The 2,941-nt window shown below is 63.8% G+C and carries 2 protein-coding genes; both read right to left on the bottom strand.

Features of this window, described 5'->3' with window-relative positions; all coding sequences use genetic code 11:
- Positions 1-7: 7 nt before the first annotated feature.
- On the bottom strand, positions 8-2,206 hold the full coding sequence (locus DFR49_RS21540; protein WP_245968697.1) for a GumC family protein: 2,199 nt from the start codon (positions 2,204-2,206) through the stop codon (positions 8-10).
- A 25-nt stretch (positions 2,207-2,231) separates the two neighbouring features.
- Positions 2,232-2,941, bottom strand: a 710-nt coding sequence (locus DFR49_RS21535; RefSeq protein WP_211325973.1) for a polysaccharide biosynthesis/export family protein, incomplete at its 5' end; no start/stop codon positions are given.

Genomic DNA, 2,941 nt, shown 5'->3' with positions numbered 1-2,941 from the left:
CTCATCGTCATCTATCGTCGTTACCATACTGATAGTAGTTATAGCCGTAATAGGCGTATCCGCTGGAGGTTTTTCGGGGGTCGAACTTGGTGAGGACGGCGCCGAGGAGATGGGCGTGTCCGGTGCGCAAGCGGCGCAGCGCGGTCTTGGTGGCGCCTCTGTGGCCGCGAGCGGCTTCGACGACGAATATGACGTTGCCGACGACCGAAGCGATGAGTGGCGCGTCGGCGAGTCCGAGCACGGGCGGGCCGTCGAGCACGATCACGTCGAACGTGCGCCTGAGTTCGTCGAGCACCGCGACCAGCCGTGCGCTCCCGAGCAGTTCGGTGGGGCTGGGCGGGATCGGACCGGCGGGGATGAATGACAGGTTGTCGATATCGGTGGTACGGATCACCGAATTGACCTCGCGATGGGAGGTGAGCAGGTCCGACATGCCCTCGTCGTTTGACAGGCCGAACGCGCGGTGCTGAGCGGGGCGGCGTAGATCGATGTCGATCAGCACGACCCGCTTGCCGAGCTTGGCGAGCCCTTGGGCGAGCGCGTAGCTCGTTGTCGACTTGCCTTCGGCTGCTTCGCTCGAGGTTACGAACAACACCGGCGGCATGCCTTCGGGTGTCGAATAGAGCAACGCGGTCCTGAGCGAGTTGTACGCCTCCGCCATCGCCGAGCGCGGCAGCGCCAGTTCCTCACGCAGATCGTCGCTGCCACTCACGGGAATCGCTCCCAGCACCGGCAGCCCGAGCTTATGCTCGACATCCTCGGGCGCGCGGATCGCGTCATCGAGCTGCTCGCGCACGAACACCACTGCACCGGCGACAGCAAGCCCTGCAAGCAGCGCCAGCGCCAGGTTGAGCGCGAGCTTGGGTGACGAGGGCTCGGTCGGCACGCTCGCCTCGTCGACCACCGAGACGTTGCTCGCGGTGATCCCGGCGGCGGCACTCACTTCCTTGTAGCGCTGCAACAATCCGTCATAGAGCGTGCGGTTGGTGTCCGCCTCGCGCGCCAGGATGTTGTAGCGCACCGAACGATCCTGCTCGGTCAAGGTCGCGCCTTTGAGTTCGTTGACCTGCGCCTGAAGCGCATTTTCTTGCAGCCGGGCACTTTCATATTGCTGGTGGATCGACTGCTTGATCCCGGTCGCGATCGCGGTGACCTGCGCCTTGATCTCGTCGAGCTGTGCCTGCAACTGCTGTACCGTCGGATAAGCCTCAAGATGCTTGGCGCGCTCCTGGCTCAACGCCGCGGTCGCCTGCGCGCGCTGGTTAAGCAGATCCTGCACCGCTTTGTTGGCAAGCACGTCGGGAATGCTCAGGAGCGGCGTCTGCTCGATCGAGCGCCATTTCTCCTCGGCCGCGATCCTGTTCGCGGTCGCCTGGTTGGTCGCCTGGTTGAGCTGCGCCAGTGATGCCGTCGTCACCGACGCCGAACCCGTCGTGGTCGAACCGTCAGGGTTGGCCTGGTCGGTCTTGATCAACCCCACCTGACGCGCATAATCGTTAAGGTCGCGCTCGGACTGTTCGAGCCGTGCCTTGGCTTCGTTCAATTGCTGCGACAGGAAGTTGCGCGCATACGACGTGCTATTGAACTTGCGCTGCAGGTTGTTCTTGATGAACTCCGCCATGTAGGTGTTGGTGATCCGCGCCGCGAGCGCCGGGTCGGCGCTCGCGAACGAGATCGTCGCAACGCGCGAATCGCGCGGCAGCGACACGCTGAGATTTTCCAGTATCGCATCGATCACCGCATCGCGCAGTTGCGTGTCGCGCGCGATGGCCGGATCGGGATCGGGCACCGCAAGGGCCATCTTCTCGAAGAATGCCTCGCCTTTGAACAGCCCCAGCGCCTGCGCCACGCGTTCGGCCATCGCCCGGCTCTTGAACACGTCGACCTGTGTTTGCAGGAACCGGTCGGCGTCCTGGTACGATGCCGGCGGCTGCAACTCGTCCTCGGTCCCCAAGACCTGGTCCGCCGCCTGATCGATCTGCACGCTCGCCGACGCGGTGTAACGCGGCGTCATCAGCATCGTCGCCACCAGCCCCAGCGCCAGCGCCGCCGCCACGATCCCGCCGATGATCCACAGGTTGCGCCTGAAGATCAGCCACAAAACCCGAAAGTCGATCTCGAACCCGCCGCCGGACTCGAGCGCGTCGTCATACGTCTCGTTCCCAGCCATCGCCGGCCGCGGCATCACGGCGCTGTCTGTATTCACCAAAAGACCCTCACCACGCTCAACATCAGAAATATCGGAAAACGTACAAGAGCGGCACGGCTTTCAGGAAGTCGCGGAACGCCCCCTTCATCGCATCGAACCCGACCACGATCACATCGCCACCGCGCACCTCCGGGTCCGCCGCGCGACCCTCGCGGATCGCCTCCACATCGAACACCGCTCCCGCACGCCGCCCATCGATGTTGCGGAAAATCACCACCTGGTCGAGCTTCGCCACCTCGTTCGGGCTTTGGGCCTGTGCCAGCGCCTGCAGCAGGGTCGACGTGCCGTTGATCGCATACACGCCCGGCTGGCCAACGTTACCTTCCACCGTCACGTTCTGCGACACCGACGATGCCACCGTCACCGATACCTGCGGGTTGACCAGATACTTCTCTCCCAGGGCCCGCGCGATCTCGCTCGACAATTCGCTCGTCGTGTCACCGGCCGCGTGCACCGTCCCGATCAGCGGCAGCGATAAATTACCCGATGCATCCACCTGAATCTCGTCGAAACTCAGATCCTTCTCCTGAAACACCGTCAGCTTCAGCACATCAAGCGCCCCGATCCGATACGCCGCCACCGAAGCATCACCATTGGGCGCAGGGATCACGCCATACGCCGCAGCACCCACCGGCAACGAACGGTCCGCCGACATCCCGCTGCACCCCGCACACAGCACCGCCAACCCACAAACCATCGCCACGCGACGCACGCACATCAACCCTATACTCC

The sequence above is a fragment of the Hephaestia caeni genome, assembly GCF_003550065.1.
In the GTDB taxonomy this organism is placed as follows: domain Bacteria; phylum Pseudomonadota; class Alphaproteobacteria; order Sphingomonadales; family Sphingomonadaceae; genus Sphingomonas; species Sphingomonas caeni_A.
This window is presented reverse-complemented; position numbering and strand designations above follow the sequence as displayed.